The sequence below is a fragment of the Pseudomonas caricapapayae genome, assembly GCF_001400735.1.
Classification (GTDB): Bacteria; Pseudomonadota; Gammaproteobacteria; order Pseudomonadales; family Pseudomonadaceae; genus Aquipseudomonas; species Aquipseudomonas caricapapayae.
The window spans coordinates 71,260-91,652 of record NZ_LJPW01000120.1; the positions used below are offsets into that span (position 1 = coordinate 71,260).

General features: G+C 59.1%; 22 protein-coding genes and 1 riboswitch. Of the genes, 13 read left to right on the plus strand and 9 right to left on the minus strand.

From position 1 onward, the window contains the following. Positions 1–3: 3 nt before the first annotated feature. The gene (upp, locus tag ALO80_RS16775) at positions 4–642 is read right to left on the minus strand and encodes a uracil phosphoribosyltransferase (RefSeq protein ID WP_003365583.1); all 639 of its coding nucleotides are present in this window, start codon (positions 640–642) and stop codon (positions 4–6) included. Between the two features lie 207 nt (positions 643–849). Here upp and ALO80_RS16780 point away from each other — a divergent pair, with 207 nt between their 5' ends. From ALO80_RS16780 to ALO80_RS16790, 3 genes are all read left to right on the plus strand, one after another. Further along, positions 850–1,407 (plus strand): hypoxanthine-guanine phosphoribosyltransferase, encoded by a 558-nt coding sequence (locus ALO80_RS16780; RefSeq protein WP_002552171.1) that lies wholly within the window; start codon positions 850–852, stop codon positions 1,405–1,407. A 68-nt stretch (positions 1,408–1,475) separates the two neighbouring features. Further along, a complete protein-coding gene (locus tag ALO80_RS16785; protein ID WP_055009805.1) occupies positions 1,476–1,991 on the plus strand; it encodes a hypothetical protein in 516 nt (171 codons plus the stop codon). A gap of 66 nt (positions 1,992–2,057) precedes the next feature. Continuing rightward, positions 2,058–2,345, plus strand: coding sequence for a PA4642 family protein (locus ALO80_RS16790; RefSeq protein ID WP_055009806.1), 288 nt, complete (start codon positions 2,058–2,060; stop codon positions 2,343–2,345). A 314-nt stretch (positions 2,346–2,659) separates the two neighbouring features. Here ALO80_RS16790 and ALO80_RS16795 read toward each other — a convergent pair whose 3' ends face one another. Both ALO80_RS16795 and ALO80_RS16800 read right to left on the minus strand, forming a co-directional pair. Then, on the minus strand, positions 2,660–3,493 hold the full coding sequence (locus tag ALO80_RS16795; RefSeq protein WP_055009807.1) for an amino acid ABC transporter permease: 834 nt from the start codon (positions 3,491–3,493) through the stop codon (positions 2,660–2,662). Next, positions 3,490–4,311 carry an ABC transporter substrate-binding protein gene (locus ALO80_RS16800; RefSeq protein WP_054985738.1) on the minus strand — a complete coding sequence of 274 codons (822 nt, stop codon included), beginning with the start codon at positions 4,309–4,311 and terminating at the stop codon, positions 3,490–3,492. Before ALO80_RS16800 ends, ALO80_RS16795 begins: the two co-directional genes overlap by 4 nt. Positions 4,312–4,421: 110 nt before the next feature. Between ALO80_RS16800 and ALO80_RS16805 the strand changes: the two genes are divergently transcribed. Beyond that, positions 4,422–5,318 (plus strand): homocysteine S-methyltransferase family protein, encoded by an 897-nt coding sequence (locus tag ALO80_RS16805; RefSeq protein WP_055009808.1) that lies wholly within the window; start codon positions 4,422–4,424, stop codon positions 5,316–5,318. Between the two features lie 102 nt (positions 5,319–5,420). Here the strand turns inward: ALO80_RS16805 and mqo are convergent, their stop codons facing one another. Then, positions 5,421–6,929 carry a malate dehydrogenase (quinone) gene (gene mqo, locus ALO80_RS16810; protein WP_055009809.1) on the minus strand — a complete coding sequence of 503 codons (1,509 nt, stop codon included), beginning with the start codon at positions 6,927–6,929 and terminating at the stop codon, positions 5,421–5,423. A gap of 721 nt (positions 6,930–7,650) precedes the next feature. Further along, positions 7,651–7,884 (minus strand): hypothetical protein, encoded by a 234-nt coding sequence (locus ALO80_RS16815; protein ID WP_055009810.1) that lies wholly within the window; start codon positions 7,882–7,884, stop codon positions 7,651–7,653. Between the two features lie 228 nt (positions 7,885–8,112). Between ALO80_RS16815 and ALO80_RS16820 the strand changes: the two genes are divergently transcribed. Next, positions 8,113–8,694, plus strand: a complete 582-nt coding sequence (locus ALO80_RS16820; protein WP_054985734.1) for a YajG family lipoprotein — start codon at positions 8,113–8,115, stop codon at positions 8,692–8,694. An 88-nt stretch (positions 8,695–8,782) separates the two neighbouring features. Here ALO80_RS16820 and ALO80_RS16825 read toward each other — a convergent pair whose 3' ends face one another. Continuing rightward, positions 8,783–8,989 carry a hypothetical protein gene (locus ALO80_RS16825; protein ID WP_054985733.1) on the minus strand — a complete coding sequence of 69 codons (207 nt, stop codon included), beginning with the start codon at positions 8,987–8,989 and terminating at the stop codon, positions 8,783–8,785. A 309-nt stretch (positions 8,990–9,298) separates the two neighbouring features. Beyond that, positions 9,299–10,465 (minus strand): 1-acyl-sn-glycerol-3-phosphate acyltransferase, encoded by a 1,167-nt coding sequence (locus tag ALO80_RS16830; RefSeq protein ID WP_055005670.1) that lies wholly within the window; start codon positions 10,463–10,465, stop codon positions 9,299–9,301. Positions 10,466–10,568: 103 nt separating this feature from the next. Between ALO80_RS16830 and ALO80_RS16835 the strand changes: the two genes are divergently transcribed. The 4 genes from ALO80_RS16835 (at position 10,569) to ALO80_RS16850 (ending at position 12,675) form a co-directional block, all read left to right on the plus strand. Continuing rightward, entirely contained in the window at positions 10,569–10,751 is a 183-nt protein-coding gene (locus ALO80_RS16835) for a CPXCG motif-containing cysteine-rich protein (protein ID WP_054985731.1), read from the plus strand. Next, positions 10,751–11,014 carry a putative signal transducing protein gene (locus ALO80_RS16840; protein ID WP_054985730.1) on the plus strand — a complete coding sequence of 88 codons (264 nt, stop codon included), beginning with the start codon at positions 10,751–10,753 and terminating at the stop codon, positions 11,012–11,014. The genes ALO80_RS16835 and ALO80_RS16840 overlap by 1 nt, the downstream gene beginning before the upstream one ends. A gap of 29 nt (positions 11,015–11,043) precedes the next feature. Further along, positions 11,044–11,673 carry an SOS response-associated peptidase gene (locus ALO80_RS16845; RefSeq protein ID WP_055009811.1) on the plus strand — a complete coding sequence of 210 codons (630 nt, stop codon included), beginning with the start codon at positions 11,044–11,046 and terminating at the stop codon, positions 11,671–11,673. A 183-nt stretch (positions 11,674–11,856) separates the two neighbouring features. Beyond that, positions 11,857–12,675 (plus strand): M48 family metallopeptidase, encoded by an 819-nt coding sequence (locus ALO80_RS16850; RefSeq protein WP_055009812.1) that lies wholly within the window; start codon positions 11,857–11,859, stop codon positions 12,673–12,675. Positions 12,676–12,726: 51 nt separating this feature from the next. Here the strand turns inward: ALO80_RS16850 and ALO80_RS16855 are convergent, their stop codons facing one another. Further along, positions 12,727–13,311, minus strand: a complete 585-nt coding sequence (locus ALO80_RS16855; RefSeq protein WP_054985727.1) for a TMEM165/GDT1 family protein — start codon at positions 13,309–13,311, stop codon at positions 12,727–12,729. A gap of 69 nt (positions 13,312–13,380) precedes the next feature. Further along, a riboswitch (yybP-ykoY riboswitch) is annotated at positions 13,381–13,519 on the minus strand. A 38-nt stretch (positions 13,520–13,557) separates the two neighbouring features. Continuing rightward, positions 13,558–14,556, minus strand: a complete 999-nt coding sequence (locus ALO80_RS16860; protein WP_055009813.1) for a class I SAM-dependent methyltransferase — start codon at positions 14,554–14,556, stop codon at positions 13,558–13,560. Positions 14,557–15,243: 687 nt separating this feature from the next. Between ALO80_RS16860 and ALO80_RS16865 the strand changes: the two genes are divergently transcribed. The 4 genes from ALO80_RS16865 to ALO80_RS16880 form a co-directional block, all read left to right on the plus strand. Next, the gene (locus tag ALO80_RS16865) at positions 15,244–15,876 is read left to right on the plus strand and encodes a LysE family translocator (protein WP_055009814.1); all 633 of its coding nucleotides are present in this window, start codon (positions 15,244–15,246) and stop codon (positions 15,874–15,876) included. Between the two features lie 164 nt (positions 15,877–16,040). After that, complete coding sequence (locus tag ALO80_RS16870) at positions 16,041–17,723, plus strand: fatty acid--CoA ligase (RefSeq protein ID WP_055009815.1); 1,683 nt, start codon at positions 16,041–16,043, stop codon at positions 17,721–17,723. Between the two features lie 308 nt (positions 17,724–18,031). After that, the gene (locus tag ALO80_RS16875; RefSeq protein WP_055009816.1) at positions 18,032–19,969 is read left to right on the plus strand and encodes a DUF1302 domain-containing protein; all 1,938 of its coding nucleotides are present in this window, start codon (positions 18,032–18,034) and stop codon (positions 19,967–19,969) included. A 28-nt stretch (positions 19,970–19,997) separates the two neighbouring features. After that, positions 19,998–20,393 (plus strand): DUF1329 domain-containing protein (locus ALO80_RS16880; RefSeq protein WP_162491685.1); only part of this gene is annotated, 396 nt, incomplete at its 3' end.

A 20,393-nucleotide genomic window follows, 5' to 3' on the forward strand; every position in this document is an offset into this window, starting at 1 on the left:
GGGTTACGCGTCCTTCTGTTTGGTGCCGAAGATCTTGTCACCGGCATCGCCCAGGCCCGGAATGATGTAGCCGTGTTCGTTCAGACGCTCGTCGATGGAGGCGGTGTAGATCATGACATCCGGATGCGCCTGCTCTACAGCCGCAATGCCCTCTGGTGCAGCGACCAGAACCATGGCGCGGATTTCCTTGCAGCCAGCCTTTTTCAGCAGGTCGATGGTGGCGACCATCGAGCTGCCGGTGGCCAGCATCGGGTCGATGATCATTGCCAGGCGCTCGTCGATTTCCGGAACCAGTTTTTCCAGGTAAGTGTGCGCCTGCAGGGTTTCTTCGTTGCGGGCTACACCGACCGCGCTGACCTTGGCACCCGGGATCAGGCTGAGCACGCCGTCAAGCATGCCGATACCGGCGCGCAGGATCGGGACGACAGTGATTTTCTTGCCGGCGATCTTCTCGACGGAAACAGTACCGGCCCAGCCCTGAATGTCGTAGTTTTCCAGGGTCAGGTCGGCGGTGGCTTCATACGTCAGCAGCGCGCCGACTTCCTGAGCCAGCTCACGGAAATTCTTGGTACTGATGTCGGCGCGGCGCATCAGGCCGAGCTTGTGGCGGATCAGTGGGTGACGGATCTCACGGATGGGCATGGGGAAAGGCTCCAGCGGGGCAAAAATCGGTCTAGATTAATCTATTCAGCTGTTACTGTCTTAAAGCACGTGCGTTATCGTCTCGACGCTTCGACGTTCGCGGCTTTTGAAAGACACTCGCAACGTTAGTCCAGAATCGCTTGCTCTGGCTTGAACGGATGCGTACCTTTGCCCGCTTTTCTCAAACTGCCTTACCTGGAGAGCGCCATGTCCGCTGATCTCGAGCATATCCGTCAAATCATGCGCGAAGCCGACTGCCTGTACACCGAGGCCGAAGTGGATGCTGCCATTGCCCGCGTTGGCGCGCAGATCAATGCCGAACTGGCCGAACGCAATCCGGTGGTGTTCTGCGTGATGAATGGCGGCCTGATTTTCTCGGGCAAGCTGCTGACGCACCTGAACTTTCCGCTGGAAGCGTCCTACCTGCACGCAACGCGTTATCGCAACGAAACCACCGGTGGCGATCTGTTCTGGAAAGCCAAGCCGGAAGTCTCGTTCATCGACCGTGACGTGCTGATCATCGACGACATCCTCGATGAGGGTCACACCCTGGGCGCCATCATCGACTTCTGCAAACACGCCGGTGCCCGCGCTGTGCACACTGCCGTGCTGATCGATAAAGACCACGATCGCAAGGCCCGTCCGGACCTGAAAGCCGACTACGTCGGCCTGCCGTGCATTGACCGTTACATCTTCGGTTTCGGTATGGACTACAAAGGCTACTGGCGTAATGCTGCCGGCATCTATGCCGTCAAAGGGATGTAAGGCATGCTGACGACCGCCGCTTGGAAATAGAGGGCGGTCGTCAATTCGCAATTATATGGAAACCCTCGATGAAGCTACTGATTTCCGGTGCTGTGGCATGGATGCTGTTGTCTGGCCTGACAGTGGCTGCAGCTGCAGCTGCAGCTGCTGCGCCGGTGGCGGCCAGCCCCATGCACGAGCAATACCTGCCGCCTGATGACCTGAGCCTGCGTGAGGGCGCGCCGGAGCAGCAACAATTGATGCGGGTCACCGAATACACCATCGTTGCCGGTAACCAGCGGCAATCCAGCCAGCAGCCGATTCCGGTCACTTCCCCCTTGTCGATGCGCCTGAAAGGCAAGTCACTGAACAAGGGCGCGTCCATTTCACAGGTGCTTGTGCATTTTGACGGTGGCGACAGCAAAAGCCTGAAAAAGCCCACCTATGACGAGCCGACCAGTACGCTGACCCTTTATTACCCGCTGGCTCAGTACCGTGTGCTGGTCGACTTGCTGCGCAACGAGAAGGTTTATTGCCAGTTCCTGAGTTATGCCAACGGGCATATCTGGGCCGATCTGCACACCACCTCTGCACGTGCGCGTTGAGACCTGCACGCGCGGAGGGGTAAACTGCCCGCCCGTGAAAGTGTCTGCGACCTGCTGGAGCCTGTAATGCGTAAAGACAAGAAGCAGTTGATTGGCGATGAGATTGGCGATGAGCAGATCAAGCTGTTCCTCGACTTCGAACCCTATGATGCTACCTCGCCATCACTGCACAAGCTGATCAAGGCTTACCGTGGGCTGCGCATCAACGATTTTGAACGCTTCCTGGTGTTTTTCAGGGAAGCAGGCCACGACTTCGATGGCAAGGACGAGCAAGGCAACGACTTCGTTGCCCTGATCAAGGATCAGCGTAATGCCGATGAGTACATCGAACTGATCGAAAAAGCCCGTAGTTGATTATCCTGTCAAGGCTCCGCATTGCCAGGGCTGGACGCAGAGCGTCCGGAACTGCATTCCCACGCGGAGCTCTCAGCCGTTACACACACGTCCTGGAACGCCCGGAATAACGGTCTTCCAGGCTTATGCCCAGAGGGCGTGGGAGCGAACCTGTTCGCGAAGACGGTGTTGTAGTCGATGCATTTTCGAAGATTATACAACCCCCTTCGCGAACAAACGAAGCGTCGCCCGGTCTGCTCCCACGGCCTTCGGCCAGGATCAAAAACAGACTTGTGTATAACACTGAGCGCAGAGCGTACGGACGAAAGCTGCCGTTATTTGCGCGCCTGATACGCCTTGCCGTAATGCCTTTCCAGTCGCGACTGCAGCAACTCCAAGCCAATCGACATGATCCAGTACAGCACCGCTGCGGTGGTCAGCATTTCGATGTATCGATAGCTGGACCGGCCGTAGGACTGCGCCAGAAACATCACCTCCCAGACGCCCATTACTGAAATCAGTGACGAATCCTTGAGCATCGAGATGAACTGGTTGGTCGTCGGCGGAATGATGGTGCGCATGGCCTGGGGCAGGGTAACGCGCCAGAAGATCTGCGCCGGACGCAAGGCCAGGGCCAGGGCGGCTTCACGCTGTCCGGCAGCGACACCGATGATGCCTGCACGAAAAATCTCGCTCAGGTAAGCCCCGTAGTTGAGCGATAGCGCGATGACGCCTGCGGTGATGGCTCCAGGCACGATGCCGATTTGCGGCAGCCCGAGATAGATCAGCAGAATCTGAATCAACAGCGGTGTGCCACGAAAGAACGAGGCATAAAAGCTGGCAATGCCGAACGCCACTGCACTGCTGGAGAGCCGGGCCAGGGCGGTGACGAAGCCCAGCACTACCGAGACTGCAATCGAACACACCGAAACAAACAGCGTCAGCGCCGCACCCTGAAGAAAGCCGTTGGGGGCCAGGTGCAGACCGATCAGGTTGGGCAGTTTGTCGAGGATGATCGACAGCTTCAGATCAAAACTCAGGAAGAAGCCGGCGAACAGCGCGAACATGACCAGCCACGTCAGGTAAAGCCGCGTACGGAAGCCGAAAACTCGCTTTAGCAGGCTCTGTTCAGCCTGCTCGGGTGGGCGCTGGGGCTGGAAGGAAGTCATTTGCTGATATCAGCACCGATCCACTTTTGCGACAGCTGGCTGAGCGTGCCGTCTTTCTTGAGTTCGGCGAAGACTTCGCGGACCTTGGCGTCCCATTCCGGATCGTCTTTTTCGATGGCCACGGAGTTGGGTTCCTCGTACAGCGACTCGCCCGCCAGTTTGAAGCGTTTGTCCTGATCCAGACGCGGTTTTGCCGTTACCAGATTGGTGAGTATGGCGTCCAGCCGCTTGCCTGCGCCCAGGCCCAGGTCCTGAAACGCCACGTTGTCGTTATCGTACGGGGCGATCTGTACGTCATCGAAGGGGTATTGCAATGGCTTGTCTTCTGCGCCATCAATGACCAGGTTCTTGTTCAGGTAGCTTTCGTAGCTGGAAGCGCTGGTCAGGCCGACCTTTTTGCCGCTGAGGTCCTTGGCCGAATGAATGCGGTCATCCGAGGCGTTGACCACGATCACCGCAGGCGAAGCGTAGTACTCGACCGGGAAGTTGAAGACTTCAGCGCGGGCTTTGCTTGGTGTCATCGAGCAGACGCAGATGTCGTAACGGCCGCTCCAGTGGCCTGCCGCGATGACATCCCAGGAGGGCGTTTCAAGGCGCAACTTGACGCCCAGTTTTTGCGCCACGGCCTTGGCGACGTCCACGTCGAAGCCGTCCAGTTCGTTCTTGTCATTCAGGAAGGAGAAGGGCGGGTAACTTTCCATGAGAACGTTGACCAGCTCTTTGTTTTTCTGCACGCGATCCAGCGTGGCGCCGGCCAGAGCTTGAGTGGAGGCCGCCAAAGTGACCAGGCCAATGCCCAGTAGAGCGCGATAATTCACAGATATCCCCTGAAAAAGTATTTGTAGTTTGATGAAAGCGCCGTATTAAATACGTTATACAAGACTGACTCATAATGAGTTTTTTTCATATACATATAAGTAGATCATCTATGACTCAAGGCACAACTGTAATTCTCGATGGCGGCATGGGCCGTGAGCTGCAGCGTCGCGGAGCCCCGTTTCGTCAGCCTGAATGGTCGGCGCTGGCATTGAGTGAAGCCCCTGAGGCGGTCAGCGCAGTGCACGCGGCTTATATCGAAAGTGGCGCTCGGGTCATTACCAGCAACAGCTATGCCGTTGTGCCTTTTCATATTGGCGAAGAGCGCTTTGCCCGCGAGGGGCAGGCACTCGCAGCGCTGGCCGGGCAACTTGCGCGCGCGTCGGCCGACGCCTCGGGTGGGCGTGCCCGGGTGGCGGGCTCCATTCCGCCACTGTTCGGCTCCTATCGTCCTGATCTGTACAAGCCTGAGCGGGCAGCCGATATTTTGAAGCCACTGGTGGACGGGCTGTCGCCGTTTGTCGATCTGTGGCTGGCCGAAACGCAGAGCTGCATACTCGAAGCGCAGACCATCCGCGCCGGGCTGCCCAATGACGGCAAGCCGTTCTGGCTGTCGTTTACCCTTCAGGACGAAGACACCGACGAGGTGCCGCGTTTGCGCTCAGGCGAGCCGGTTGCCGACGCGGCAAAGGCCGCTGCGCAGATGGGGGTTGCGACGCTGCTGTTCAACTGCAGCCAGCCAGAGGTGATCGGCGGTGCAATCGACGCGGCGCGCGAAGTGTTCAAGTCGTTGAATGTCGACATCGCCATTGGTGCCTATGCCAATGCTTTCCCGCCGCAACCCAAGGATGCCAAAGCCAACGATGGTCTGGATGAGTTGCGTGAAGACCTTGATCCTCAGGGCTATCAGCAATGGGCTGCGGACTGGGTCAGACGCGGTGCTACGCACATCGGCGGCTGCTGCGGGATTGGTCCGGAGCACATTGCCGTGTTGTCGAAAAATCTCTGACTGACATCCGCAACGAAAAGCCCCGTGACTCGCAAGAGTTCACGGGGCTTTTTGTTTATACAGCAAACCGCCTGTGCAGCAGGCTCAGGGCCTTGAAGCAGGTCAGGCGAAACTGTGCTCCTGACTGCTTTTCTCGACCAGTTCCAGGGCCTCGTCGTTCTGGGTGCTGATACGCTCGTACAACTGCGCATCGGTTTCCAGGAGTTTTTCCCGGGCCGGGAAAATCTCGTCGAGTTTGGCTGCCCACTCGGTGCGGGTTTTCTCCGGGAAGCAACGTTCCAGCAGTTCCAGCATGATCGATACAGTGACCGAAGCGCCCGGCGAAGCACCCAGCAGGGCGGCGAGTGAGCCGTCCTTCGCCGAAACAAGCTCGGTGCCGAACTGCAGCACACCGCCTTTTTTCGCATCTTTCTTGATGATCTGCACCCGCTGGCCGGCAATTTCGAGACGCCAGTCTTCGGCTTTCGCTTCCGGATAGAAGCGGCGCAGCGATTCCAGGCGTTGCTCCATCGACTGCATCACTTCGCTGACCAGGTACTTGGTCAGGTCCATGTTGTCGCGGGCTACCGCAAGCATCGGCTTGATGTTGGCCAGGCGTACCGAGAGCGGCAGGTCGAGAAACGAACCATGCTTGAGGAATTTGGTGGTGAAGCCGGCATACGGTCCGAACAACAGGGATTTCTTGCCGTCGACCACGCGGGTGTCCAGATGCGGCACCGACATCGGCGGGGAGCCCACGGCTGCCTGACTGTAGACCTTGGCCTGATGATGCTTGACCACTTCCGGGTTGTCGCAACGCAGCCACTGGCCACTGACCGGGAAGCCGCCAAAGCCCTTGCTCTCTTCGATGCCTGACAACTGCAGCAGCGGCAACGCGGCGCCACCGGCACCGAGGAACACGAATCTGGCATCTATCTCACGGGTGCCGCCGCCGTTAACGTCCTTGACGCTCACGGTCCAGCCTGCGCCGTTGCGGGTCAGGTTGGTGACCCGGCTACGGTATTTGATCTGCGTGCCCGGAGCGCTGGACAGGTGGCTGAGCAGTTGATTGGTCAGCGCGCCAAAGTTGACGTCTGTGCCGTTCATCATGCGCGTTGCGGCGATTCTTTCGTCAGCAGGCCGCCCGGGCATCATCAGCGGCATCCATTCGGCCAGCTTCACCTTGTCTTCGGTGTACTCCATCGAAGAAAACGCGTGATGCCTGCTCATGGCTTCAAAGCGGGTCTTGAGGAACGAGATGCCGTTTTCACCCTGCACAAAACTCAGGTGCGGGACCGGGTTGATGAATGATCTGGCTGAACCGAAGGTGCCCTTGCGCGCCAGATAGGCCCAGAACTGTTTCGAGACCTCGAACTGGGTGTTGATGTGCACCGCTTTCTTGATGTCGATGGAGCCATCGGCCGCAGGCGGGGTGTAGTTCAGCTCGCACAGACCGGCATGGCCGGTACCTGCGTTGTTCCACGGGTTGGAACTCTCGGCAGCACCGGAATCCATCAGCTCAACGACTTCCAGCTTGAGGCCGGGGTCGAGCTCCTTGAGCAATACCGCCAGAGTGGCACTCATGATGCCCGCTCCGACCAGTACTACGTCGACTGCTTCGTTATGCGCCATTAACGCGTCTCCAAAATCTGCAGCACCAAATTGACGGCATACGATCCTGAGGCTGGTCGCCAGGTGTTCGGGGTCTGGATCAAAAGGGTGCCCTCGCTTTCCTGGCCAGGATCGCCTGACCGATTCTTCGCAATTTTCCGCATCTAAAGCGCAGGTCCCGGTCAGGCCCGGTCATGGTTCATCAATGTTTCATGAACGCATTTCCAGGCCTGCGAGGCCATTCGACCATCGTCAGGGAGCCCGTCATGCGATGGGCTCCTGTCGATGGCGTCAGGCTCCGGTCATGGAGGCGCAGCCGCGGTCAGTCCTGTTCAAGAGAGCCGGTTCAGACGCTGATGGTGCATTTACAAACGCGTACCTATTCATTTGCTCGCCACACTCTTGTGAAGTAGTGAAACCCGTTTTTCACGTCCTTTTGGAAACGTGAACCAAACCTCAAAATGGCTGCGATGACAGCGCTGGCAGGTCAGGAGCCTAAAGAGTGAGGCGCTGGCAGGCGAGAAAGGTTCGATACGATTCGAGCATTCTTCGCCGTTCATCGAGCACACTCGTGCGCACATGACCTGTGTGGGCGGCTCTCTGTGGGCAGTACGAAGGCGCTAATACGACGATTAGCAATGCTGCGAGGCCCGATCAGGAGACGTCCTTATAATCGGGGGGAGATTATAGCGATGAAATGGCAGGAATTGATCGCTTTAAATGACTTTTATTCGCTATCGGGTCAGGCGGTGAGCAACTGGCCGCGTGTCGAGCGCGTGCTACGCTGCGCCACTCGGGCGCTGGCAGGCAGCGGCTGGTTCAGCCAGCCGAGTCTTTGCTCGGTCACTTCGACCCACTCGACACCCGCCGGACGTTGTGCGCAATGCTTGAACGCGCGGCAGATGCCTGCCTGATCAATGCGTGCGTAGTGGCGATGCTGGCGGCGTGCGGTAAACAGAGACTGGAAAAGATTCATGGCGCAGCTCCTGTGACGTGGATGAGCGTCTGGGCGATGCAAGCGAGTCTGCCGACCGGATGTGACGCCCTGATTACATCGTGCTGCATCAATCTCTGCCCGCGCCTTCGCGTGAACCCCGTTGCAGGCCGGATGTCCGAAGCCTAACGGTCAGCGGCCTCTGGTTAGCGGCTGTGACTGGCCGTTATACTGCGGCACATTCAGTGTCTGGCCCATGGAGAAATGAGCATGCTGCGTCGCATTTTGTTCGGTTTGCTTGCTGTAAGCAGTTTGACCCTGGCGGGCTGTGCCCACAGTCCGCAACAACTCAGCCCCACTCCCAAGCTCAACGCACAGCTCGCCGCCGTAGGGCGTGGTCAGCCTGTGGTCGTGCGTGTCGTCGATGGCCGCCCTGGCCCGACGCTGGGTACCCGTGGCGGCATGTACCCGGAAACCAGCGCCATCAGCGTCAACGGTGCAGATATCGTTCCCAAGCTTCAGGCGCAAGCTGAAGCGGCAGTGCGCCTGCTGGGCTTCACGCCGACACAAGGTGGCAACGCTCCGCAGTTGACCGTGACCCTGGCAGACCTGAAGTACCAGTCACCGAAGGAAGGTCTGTACGTGACTGAAGCCACCATCAGCTCGACGTTCCGCGCTGACGTGCGCAATAACGGGCGCAGCTACAGCGGTCGTTATGCCGCATCGCTGGACCAGCGTTTCGGTATGGCCCCGAACCAGGAAACCAACACCAAGCTGGTGAGCGACGTGTTGAGCGATGCGCTGACCCGCGTCTTCCAGGACGCAACCATCGGTTCTACCCTGGCGCAGTAAGGCTCGCATAAAAAAGAAAAGCCCGGCCCCTGTCGAAGGGGCCGGGCTTTTTGCTTTTTCGGGACCGGCGACGCAGCCTTTGTCAGGCTCAGGCCGCCTGTTGATAGAAATCCAGAAAACTGAAACCGGTGGCCTGGTCCAGATCCGGCAAATCATGATGAGCATGCCCGCCCAGTGCGCAGTAGACCAGCCAGTGGCGGTCCTGAACGTTGAAGGCCAGGCCATCGATCAATTCCTGCTGCTCATCGCTCGGGGCAATGAGATAAAGGCGGTCCTGATTTTTTGCGTGCAGCATGACAAGCTCCAAAAAGAGGGAAGTCCGTTTCTTGAGGAGCCACACAATGCAGGCGAAGTATGACGCTGGGGTGACAGCGGCAGAGAATTGTCATGCTGGATGTTTCGGGGGCTGCATGACCACGCGAAGCATGGACATGATGCGTGCCCTCCCGTGCACCTGTCGTTCCTCACGCTCCAGCACGGGAATGCCTTGGGTGACGCTCTGCGTCACGGCGCGCTGAAGCGCTCAAGGTCGGACGCAGAGCGTCCAGAACTGCATTCCTGTGCGGAGCGTGAGGAACGATAGGTCAGGTTTTTCCCGGACACATTAGAGTGGCAGCCCAGCCTTGACGCGGTACTGGTTGCGGACCGGTGTCGCGTACTGCTGAATCAGGTAAGGGCGATGTTCGACCGGCACGCCAGCCAGGCGGCCTTCCCATTCATCCCGGGCGCGCTCCAGCTCATCGGCGGGAAACAGGGTCGCAACGGGCGGAACGTCGAGACTCGGGTCGGCAGCGCTCCATTGTGCGTACGCAAGGTAGTGCACCGGAAACAGGCGATAGCCGCCGAGAATCTGCCGGTCCATCTCGATGGCCAGTTGCTTGGTGTCCTCGAACTGCTCGGTGATCGGCGGTGCGAAGTTGACGTGTACGCGGCCTTTATAACCGGTGATTCCCAGAGCGATACTTACGTCGTCTTCGCCCGGCGTCTTGGTGTAAGAGCCGGTGGTTGCACGAATGTACAGCTCCCGGGCCTTGGCGCTGTCGCACGGGTCGTATTCATAGCTGATCGATACCGGGATCAGGTTCAGAGAGCGAATCACGTCGCCAAACGGCTCATCCTTGCGGCTCATGTGAAACATCTTGAGGATCGCCGACTCGGTGCGGTCGTCACCATCCTTGGCACGGCCTTCGGCCTGAGCGATCCAGATGGATTGGCAGTCCTTGGTAATCGAGTGATTGATGTAGGCCGACAGCAATTGATAGGCCGCCATTTTCTCGCGCCGCCCGCTGATCGAGCGATGCACGATGAAGCTCTTGTTCAGGCGCATCAGGTCGCTGACGAAGGGTTTCTGCAGGAGGTTGTCGCCAATGGCAATGCGCGGTGTTGGCAGGCCTGCGTGGTACACGGCATAGTTGACGAATGCCGGGTCCATGACGATATCGCGGTGATTGGCCAGAAACAGGTACGCACAACCGGACTTGAGCTGTTCGACGCCAGTGTAGGTGACCCCGTCGGTGGCGCGCTCGATGGTGTGGTCGACGTAATACTCGACCTTGTCCTGCAGCGTGGCGACCGAGTCGATACCGGCAAACTCGCGGCGCAGTTTGCGCGCCAGCGTTGGCTGCAGCAGCCAGCCGAACGCACCCGCCAGGCGGGGAAAGCGAAATCGGGTCAGAATTGCGAGAAAGGCTTTGTCGCTCAGCAGACGTGCCAAGACGGCGGGGACTTCTGCATCGTTGTAAGGTCGGATGGCATCAAATTCGCCCATCATGCTCTCTTGTTGGAATCGGATAGGGTAAAAAGAAGACGGATTTGTTAAAACAGCCTTCTGAAGAATGGGGCAATTATACGCATAACTGATCCCGGAGACCGTGATGCAGGAATTAGAGAGTTACGACTGCCCTTATTGCGGGGAACCTGTCGAAGCCGTACTGGACCTGTCCGGTGGCGATCAACAGTATATTGAAGACTGCCCGGTCTGCTGCCGCCCGATCATTTTCAACCTGCAGACCGACGGCGAAGACTGGAATCTGGACGTTCGCAGCGAGAACGAGTGATGCAGAAGATCTATGAGCCCGAGAATCTGATGGAGGCCGAGTTGCTGCTGGCAATGCTCGCCAGCGAGGGTGTCAAGGCGCATCTGGCCGGTCGCGATCTGCTCGGTGCGATGGGGGAGCTGCCGGGTCTCGGGCTTCTGGCGCTCAAGGTCGACGATGCACAGGTCGCACGGGCACGCGAGCTGATCACTGCGTACAATAGCGCCTCGCCCTTGTCTGGCGATGAGCTGCCGGATGATTTTCCCGACATCCTCGTGTGTTGAGCACGATCAAAAGAGTCTGATAAACCCCCATGTGTGGACGCTTCGCCCTGTTTCGCTGGACCCCTGCCTTTGCCGCCTTGCCCGGATTTCCTGCCGATCAACAGGCGCAATGGAACATTTCGCCAGCCGACTGGGTGTTGATCATGCGCGCTGCCGAGAACGAGGGCGGTATCGAGCTGGTGCGTGCGCGCTGGGGGCTGACCCCGGCCTGGCTTACCGACCTGTCGAAGACCCCGGCCCACGCACGGGCCGAAACGGTGGCCGAGCAACCGATGTTTCGCGACGCCTTTACCCATCGCCGCTGCCTGCTGCCCGCCAACGGCTTTTACGAGTGGCGCGGCACGGTGCGCAAGCGACCGTTTTGGCTGACGCCGGGGGAGGGGGCTGCGTTGTTTTTTGCGGCAATATGGGAGGCGTATCCGGTGCAGGGGCATACCTACCTGAGCGTGGCGGTGGTCACCCAGGCAGCCGCGAGCCAGCGTCGCCCGTTGATTCTCGATGCTCAAGGCCAGAAGGACTGGCTGGCCGCCGATACGCCATTGCCAACCCTGCAAGCATTATTGGCCGCCCCGCAGTCTGCATTGCGAGAGCGGCCTCTGGCCAACCTGGTCAATGATCCGAAACTCAATGCGCCTGAGTGCCTTACCCCGTTGAGCTAGGCGCGCAGACCTGAAAGCGGCGAATCAGACAAATCCGATATCCGCTTTGAAGCGCATCTGATACAAACGGGACATACCTTCGGGAACCATCCACCTCTCTCAAAGCCCAAGATGCCAGTTGGCCGGTATCTGGCGCAGAGGTCTGCCCCGGTAATGACCGTTTCACAAACAAGGAGATTCACCATGCGTCAGTCATTTGCCCTCTGTGCCTTGAGCGCCGCGTTGCTGCTCGGCGGGTGTCAGGCTGTGAATACCACCAGTGGCGACTCGGTCGGTGTGGAGCGCAAGCAGTACATGTTCAGCATGCTCTCGACTGACGAAGTCAACAAAATGTACGCCCAGTCCTATCAGCAGACCGTCAGCGAAGCGACCAGCAAAGGGGTGCTGGATACCACCAGCGCAAATGCCAAGCGTGTTCACGCTATCGCTGACCGCTTGATTGCCCAGGCCCCGAAACTGCGGCCTGACTCGGCTCAGTGGCAGTGGGAAGTCAACCTGATCAAGAGCGATGAGCTGAACGCCAACTGTGGTCCGGGCGGCAAGATTTTCGTTTATACCGGCCTGATCGACACCCTCAAGCTGACCGACGATGAACTTGCCGCGGTCATGGGACACGAGATCGCCCATGCCTTGCGCGAGCACGGGCGTGAAGCGATGTCCAAGGCCTACGGTGTGGCAATGGCCAAACAGGGGGCGGGTGCCTTTCTGGGGCTGGGTCAGGACAGCCTGGCGCTGGCCGACACCGTGGTCAACTACAGCTTGACCTTGCCCAACAGCCGCAGCAATGAAAACGAAGCCGACCTGATCGGCCTGGAGCTGGCCGCACGTGCGGGTTACAACCCCAATGCGGCCATCACTCTATGGCAGAAGATGACTCAGAACGCTGGGGGCTCGCAGCCCGAGTTCATGAGTACTCACCCGGCATCCCAGAGTCGCATCGCATCGCTGCAGGCCGCGATTCCCAAGGTGATGCCGCTGTATGAGCAAGCCCCTAAATCCTGATCGGCCCACATCCCGTAGCGTGGCGCGTTTGCGCAACGCCACGGGTATGGGTCACACCCAGCCGCTGACCTGCATTGCCTTGTACACCGCCACCAGCGCCAGCACGAAGAACGCGCAGGCAGCCAGGCGGCGGATCAGTGTCAGTGGCAATTTCTCGGCGGCAAAATTACCCGCCAGCACCACCGGCACGTTGGCCAGCAGCATGCCTACGGTGGTACCGAGAATCACCAGCCACAGGTAGGAATATTGCGCCGCCAGCATCACGGTGGCGATCTGCGTCTTGTCACCGATTTCAGCGATGAAGAAGGTGATCAACGTGGTCATGAACGGGCCGAATTTGCGTGCCGTACTGGCTTCTTCGTCATCCATCTTGTCCGGAACCAGTGTCCACAGCGCCGTGGCGGTAAAGCTGGCGGCGAGGATCCAGTGCAGCACTGCGTCTGACAGGAAGCTGCTGAACCATGCACCTACAGCGCCTGCTGCCGCATGATTGGCCAGGGTTGCGGCGACGATGCCCGCGATGATCGGCCATGGCTTGCGAAAGCGTGCGGCGAGAATGAGCGCGAGCAACTGCGTCTTGTCACCGATCTCGGCGAGCGCAACCACTGCGGTAGGGATTAAGAATGATTCCAGCATCAGGTTTCCTAAGGGGCGGGTCGACACGGCTATGACACGTACGACCTCCCCGCCCCGGGTAAGGTGTTCGTGTCATAGGTCTTGTCAAACCACCGATCCGTCTGAGCGGATTCCGGGTCGCACGTACCATGGTCTGAGGACCAAGTATGTTGATACGTGCCGGACGAGCATGGCGCTCGTGGGAGACTACTCCCCTAGGACGGAGCGGATTCTGCCTCCGCGAAAACGTTTCGGCAAGTGCTTATTTCAAGGGCGTCTGGCGCTGTAGATTTTGAAACCATTGCCTTGGGCCCTGACTTCGCATTGCCCGACATGCTCTTCGATCAGTGGCTGATAACGCAGAAAATTATTGGCCACCAAGCGCAGTTCGCCGCCTGTTTTAAGATGTTGGCGTGCTTTTCTCAGCAGGTTTTCCGTCGCCATGTAATCGGTATGAACCCCGACATGGAACGGCGGGTTGCTCAGGATCGTGTTCAGGCCCATCGGTGCAGCGTCGATTCCGTCACCGGTCAGCACCTGCGCTTCCAGGCCATTGGCGGCCAGGGTCAGGCGTGAACTGGCCGTTGCGAAAGCGTCCACATCCAGCAGGACGACATCGTTATGCGGGTAGCGACGCTTGACCGCTGCACCGAGTACGCCGGCACCACAGCCGAAGTCGAGCAGGTTGCCGCTCGGCAGTTTGTCGATGTTTTCCAGCAAAAGCGCCGAACCACGATCAAGTCGGCCATGGCTGAAAACGCCCGGCAGGCTGACTACGGTCAGCGGGCCGTCCTGCAATTCAATCTGGTAGGGCCTGGCCAGGCTTTCCAGTGTCACGGCTTGCGGTGCGTTCTCGACGGTGACCTGCCAGAGCTGGCAGTGGCGGGCACTGTCGAGCTTGCGCGCGCGCCCGAACGGACTCAGTTGCTTTGCCGCCGCTTCGATACCACCCCGCTTTTCGCCGACCAGAAACAGCTCGCGCCCGGCCAGACGCGAGGCCAGTGCATTGAGCAGGTAGTCGGTCAGGTCACGAGCCTTGGGAAGGAACAGTACGGCAGCTTCGAAGGCGGTCTCTGGTGCCTCAACGCCGAAATCCACACGGCCCTCAAACCGCGCATCCAGCGCGGCCTGATCACCGGCATGCCAGCACCATCCACGCGCACCCGGCAGTTTTCCGAGCAGGTCGTCGGCGGGCAGCCCCACCAGCAACAGCGAGCCCTGAAACAGCTCGGCCTGACGGAGTAACACTTCACTGCGCGGGTCCATGGAATGGCTCCTGAAAAAGCGCGCAGTCTAACAGGATATGGGGCAGGAGGACGCGGAGCGTCCAGAACGGCATGCGACGCAGAGCGTCGCACGATGGTTGTGATGATCGTTCCGCACGCTCCAGCGTGGGAATGCAGTTCTCGACGCTCTGCGTCGCTAAAGGACGCGGAGCGTCGCACGATGGTTGTGATGATCGTTCCGCACGCTCCAGCGTGGGAATGCGGTTCTTGATGTTCTGCGTTGGGAGAGGACGCGGAGCGTCGCACGATGGTTGAGATGATCGTTCCGCACGCTCCAGCGTGGGAATGCGGTTCTTGATGTTCTGCGTTGGGAGAGGACGCGGAGCGTCGCACGGTAGTTGAGATGATCGTTCCGCACGCTCCAGCGTGGGAATGCGGTTCTTGATGTTCTGCGTTGGGAGAGGATGCGGAGCGTCGCACGGTAGTTGAGATGATCGTTCCGCACGCTCCAGCGTGGGAATGCGGTTCTTGATGTTCTGCGTTGGGAGAGGATGCGGAGCGTCGCACGATGGTTGAGATGATCGTTCCGCACGCTCCAGCGTGGGAATGCGGTTCTCGACGCTCTGCGTCGCCCAAAGGACGCTTTGCATCAATGCCGGCACCTGTTGCGAAGACATCAGACAGCGTAATCTGCCGGGTCAGACTTCAATCCTCCAGGAGGCCCCACATGTATTGGGCAGAATTTCTCACCGTCGCGCTGATCCACCTGCTGGCTGTCGCCAGCCCCGGTCCGGACTTTGCGGTGGTGGTGCGCGAGAGCGTGACGCACGGACGCAAAGCGGGCACCTGGTCAGCGCTGGGCGTCGGTTCGGCTATCTTCCTTCATGTGGGTTATTCGTTGCTGGGTATCGGCATTATCGTTTCCCAGTCCATCGTCCTGTTCAACGCATTGAAATGGGCGGCAGCCGCGTACCTGCTGTACATCGGTATCAAGGCCCTGCGAGCCAGAACCGCTGCCGAAACAGACGATGCCGCCATCAAGGCAGTCCCTGGCGAGCGCACGGCAAAGGGGGCCTACATCAGCGGTTTTGTTACCAACGGACTTAATCCCAAGGCAACGCTGTTTTTCCTCTCGCTGTTCACGGTAGTGATCAATCCGCACACACCGCTGCTGGTGCAGGGCGGCTATGGTGTCTACCTCGCAGTGGCGACGGCCGCCTGGTTCTGTCTGGTGGCGCGCCTGTTCAGTCAGGCGCGGGTACGCGCGGGGTTTGCGCGCATGGGGCACTGGTTTGATCGGGCAATGGGCGGCGTGCTGGTTGCGCTGGGCATCAAACTGGCGCTCACCGAAGTACGCTGAAACCTGTATTCAATGAGGGCTTTGCTGATCATGCACAGCCTTTGGGCGCCTCTCGTAGACAGCGAGAGGCCGCCTGAATCATCCCTTTTACTGATTTCACTGGCAGCGGAGGGCTCTAGAGTCCATATTTCCAGCTTCGCCTGTGGACTTGAAAAGGGGCTCATATGTTAAAGACTCGTGTTCTTCCGCCAGCCGATAGCGCTTACCAGTACCCTCTGTTGATCAAGCGCCTGCTGTTGTCCGGCAGTCGTTATGAAAAGACGCGCGAAATTGTTTACCGCGACTCCGTCCGCTATACCTACCCCACGCTGAACGAACGCATTTGCCGTCTGGCCAACGTACTCACGGCTGCAGGCGTGAAGGCGGGCGATACTGTGGCGGTCATGGACTGGGACAGCCACCGTTATCTGGAATGCATGTTCGCGATCCCGATGATCGGCGCGGTGATCCATACCGTCAATGTGCGGCTCTCTCCCGAGCAGATCGCCTATACCATCAATCATGCCGATGACCGCCTGGTGCTGGTGAACAGCGAGTTCGTGGGGCTGTATCAGGCGATGTCCGGACACTTGACCACGGTCGAAAAGACCCTGCTGCTGACGGATCTGCCAGACAAGACTGCCGATCTGCCAAACCTTGTCGGCGAATACGAGACCCTGCTGGCGGCCGCCAGCCCCGAGTACGTCTTCGAGGATTTCGACGAAAATTCGGTCGCGACCACGTTCTACACAACAGGCACGACGGGTAACCCTAAAGGGGTCTACTTCACCCATCGCCAGCTCGTGTTGCACACCATGAGTGGGGCGGCCACCCTGGGGGGCGTCGACACACCGCGGCTACTGGGCAGCGATGATGTCTACATGCCTATCACGCCGATGTTCCACGTGCATGCCTGGGGCATTCCCTACGTTGCTACCCTGCTGGGCCTGAAACAGGTATACCCCGGTCGCTATGAGCCCGAGCTGCTGGTAGAGCTTTGGCGCAAGGAGAAGGTGACGTTCTCCCACTGTGTGCCGACCATCCTGCAAATGTTGCTCAACGCCAAATCCGCCCAGAATGCAGATTTCGGCGACTGGAAAATCATCATTGGCGGCAGCTCGTTGAACCGCAGCCTGTATCAGGCCGCCAAGGCCAAGGGCATCCAGCTGACTGCCGCGTATGGCATGTCTGAAACCGGGCCGCTGATTTCCATCGCGCACATCAATGACGAGCTGCAGGCCAGCAGTGAGGACGAGCGGATCACCTACCGGATCAAGGCGGGTGTTCCCGTCATGCTGGTGGAGGCAGCCATCGTCGATCTGCAAGGCAACGTTCTCCCGGCCGATGGCGAGACCCAGGGTGAACTGGTCCTGCGTGCGCCGTGGCTGACCGAAAGCTATTTCCGCGAGCCCGAGAAAGGCGCTGAACTGTGGGCGGATGGCTGGCTGCATACGGGCGATGTGGCGACGCTGGACGCTATGGGCTTCATCGATATTCGCGACCGTATCAAGGACGTGATCAAGACCGGTGGTGAATGGATTTCTTCGCTGGAACTCGAAGACCTGTGCAGTCGCCATCCAGCCGTGCGCGAAGTGGCCGTGGTCGGGATCGCCGATCCGCAATGGGGCGAACGCCCGTTTGCCTTGCTGGTGATGCGAGATGGTCATCAACTCGATGCCAAAGGATTGAAGGAGCACCTCAAGCCGTTTGTCGAGCAAGGTCACATCAATAAGTGGGCAATTCCCAGCCAGATCGCGCTTGTTACCGAAATTCCCAAGACCAGCGTCGGCAAGCTGGACAAAAAGCGCATGCGCCTGGACATCGTCGAGTGGCAAAAAAGCAACAGCGCATTTCTGTCGACGCTCTGAGCGCTCATGCTTGCCGTGCCCGTCCGGTGCGGCAAGTGTCTGCGCTGCAGGTCCTGCTCTGTGACTTGCCAAATTTCCAGATTACGCCATCCTCCCCGCCACACGTTTTTCAGCGGCCTCCCGGAAACGGGCGGGCCAGAGGCGTTGGTCCTGCAAATCACACTTTAGAGGGATCTAGCGTCAGGGCGTGCTGGCTATAGTCGGCACAGGGAATGAGCAAGAGCGAGCTGGCTGTGTGTTGATTCGATGACTGAGTCGTTTTTGGATTTTCCCACTGCCATAACAATAAAACACAAGGAGTAGCGTCGATGACAAGCACCCCCCCATTCTGGCGTCGGGCCAGGCTGCCTCTGGCCGTCAGCCTTGCTTCCTCGCTCGCCGGCCCGGCCTTTGGCGTGACCTTCAATGTCGGCGAGATCGAAGGCAGTTTCGATTCGTCGCTGTCGGTGGGCGCCAGCTGGTCGACCGCAAACCCCAATAAAAATCTGATCGGTGCCAACAACGGCGGGCGTGGTCTGTCGCAGACTTCCGATGACGGTCACTTGAACTTCAAACAGGGAGAGACGTTTTCGAAGATTTTCAAGGGCATCCATGATCTGGAACTGAAGTACGGCGATACCGGCGTGTTTCTGCGTGGCAAATACTGGTACGACTTTGAACTCAAGGATGAAAATCGCGAGTTCAAGGACATCAGCGACTCGGGCCGCAAGGAGGGCGCAAAGTCGTCCGGGTTTCAGTTGCTTGACGCATTTGTCTATCACAACTATTCGATCGCCGATCAACCGGGCGCCGTGCGCTTCGGCAAGCAGGTCATCAGTTGGGGTGAAAGTACCTTCATTCAGGGCGGCATCAACAGTGTCAACCCGGTCGATGTCTCGGCCTTCCGGCGTCCAGGCTCTGAAATCAAGGAAGGCCTGATTCCGGTCAACATGTTCTACCTGTCGCAGAGCCTGACCGACAACCTGTCTGCCGAGGGTTTCTACCAGCTCGAATGGGACCAGACGGTCGTCGATAACTGCGGCACCTTCTTTTCGCAGCCAGATGTGATTGCCGACGGTTGCAACAACAACCTCGCCGTGTTGCGCAGCCGCAGCGGTCTCAACAGTTCACTGACCGCTGCCGGTTTGCCCGCGGGGGCACGCGGTGCGGTCTTCAACTCGCTGTCGCAGCAGGGCGTGGTGTTCGGCAACCCCGATGAGGGCGCGGTTGTGCGCCGTGGTCCGGACCGCGATGCGCGTGACAGCGGCCAGTTCGGTTTTGCCTTGCGTTACAACTTCGAACCGCTGGACACCGAGTTCGGCGCCTACATGATGAATTACCACAGCCGTGCACCGATTTTCAGCGGGCGCGGCGGCTCGGCAGCTTCGTTCAGCCCGCAAGGGCTGGTGGGCTCACTGGTTCGCAACGGTTTGCCGGCCAGCACTGCCGCAGCGCTGGCACCGACCTTGCTGCCGGTTGTCGTGGCCGGCAACTCCAGTTATTACGTCGAGTACCCGGAAGACATCCGCCTGTATGGCCTGAGCTTCTCGACCACCCTGCCTACCGGCACGGCGTGGAGCGGCGAGATCAGCTACCGCCCCAACGCACCGATTCAGGTCAACACCACCGATATCCTGTACTCGGGCATTTCCCCGCTCAACCCCAATGTATCGCTGCTGAGCGGGCAGCCCAATACCGATCAGCCCGGTTATCGCCGCAAGGAGATCACCCAGCTGCAAACCACCTTCACCCAGTTTTTTGACCAGGTCATGGGTGCCGAGCGTCTGACGGTGGTCGGTGAAGTCGGCTGGACTCATGTGGGGGGCCTGGAAAGCACGTCCAAAATTCGTTACGGCCGCGACCCCGTGTATGGACCGGGCCCTCTGCCTGGCGGGCAGTGCGCGACGCTGAACGCAGGCACGCTGACCGGTGCCGAACAGAACAACCTGACCCGCTACTGCGAAGACGACGGTTTTACCACTGCCAACTCCTGGGGCTACCGCGCCCGCGCCATCTGGGATTACAACAGCGTGTTTGCCGGGGTAAACCTCAAGCCGAGCGTGGCCTGGTCGCATGACGTCAAAGGCTATTCCCCCGGCCCTGGCGGCAACTTTGAGGAGGGTCGCAAGGCGGTCAGTCTGGGGCTCGATGCCGAGTACCAGAACACGTACACCGCCAACCTTTCCTACACCAACTTCTTTGATGGCAAATACACCACGGTTGATGACCGGGACTTCGTGGCGCTCAGCTTTGGCATGAACTTCTAAGAACATGGTTTTCAGGATGACGATGAATATGAAAATAACAAAAAGTCTGTTGCAAGCCGGGGTTCTGGGCATGTCGTTGCTGGCGACCGGTGTGATGGCGGCGGTCTCCGCATCGGACGCGGCAAAGCTGGGGACGTCGCTGACGCCGATGGGCGCGGAAAAAGCCGGCAACGCGGCCAACACCATTCCTGCCTGGAGCCCGTTGCCGAAAAATGCCGGAGCGGTGGACAGCAAGGGGTTCCTCGCCAACCCGTATGCCAGCGAAAAACCGTTGTTTATCATCACCGCGGCCAATGTCGAGCAGTACAAGGACAAACTGGCACCCGGTCAGTATGCAATGTTCAAGCGTTATCCCGACAGTTACCGGATCCCGGTCTATCCGACCCATCGCGGTGCCACTGTGCCGGATGAGGTGTTCGCCGCC